Source organism: Anaerotignum faecicola (assembly GCA_024460105.1).
In the GTDB taxonomy this organism is placed as follows: Bacteria; Bacillota; Clostridia; order Lachnospirales; family Anaerotignaceae; genus JANFXS01.
In genome coordinates, this window is sequence record JANFXS010000209.1 from 1 (window position 1) to 482 (window position 482).

At 55.2% G+C, this 482-nt stretch carries 1 protein-coding gene; it reads left to right on the forward strand.

Translation table 11 applies throughout. The features are described from left to right. The coding region (locus NE664_13575; GenBank protein MCQ4727662.1) for a M20/M25/M40 family metallo-hydrolase at nucleotides 1–482 on the forward strand (482 nt) is incomplete at both ends.

The window sequence follows — 482 nt, forward strand, 5'->3', positions numbered from 1 at the left end:
GTGTGTTCTAAAACCTTAGATGACCGGATCGGCTGTTATCAGCTTTTAGAGGCATTAAAGGAGAATGACGGTACGTATCCCAACGATATCTATTACGTATTTACCGTACAGGAAGAGGTGGGATGCAGAGGCTCCAAACCGACAGCGGAACGGATCCGTCCCGATATCGGAATCGCGGTTGACATCACGCCGGCGCATGATTATCCCTGTGATCTGGAGGGCAGCAATACTGTCGGAAAGGGAATTGCAATCAAGTATGCGGATCCGTCGGTGATCTGTGACGAGGAAGTGGTTGCCGCCATGGAGGAGTGCTGCGGGCGTGATGAGATTCCCTGGCAGCCGGAGGTGATTGACAAAGGCGGCACGGACGCTTCCAGCATGAATATGTCGGGCGTGGGTGCCAGAGCAGGCGGGATCGCCGTCGTGACCAGATATCCCCACTGCCAGAGCTGTGTGGCGTCCAAGGATGACATCGAAGCGGG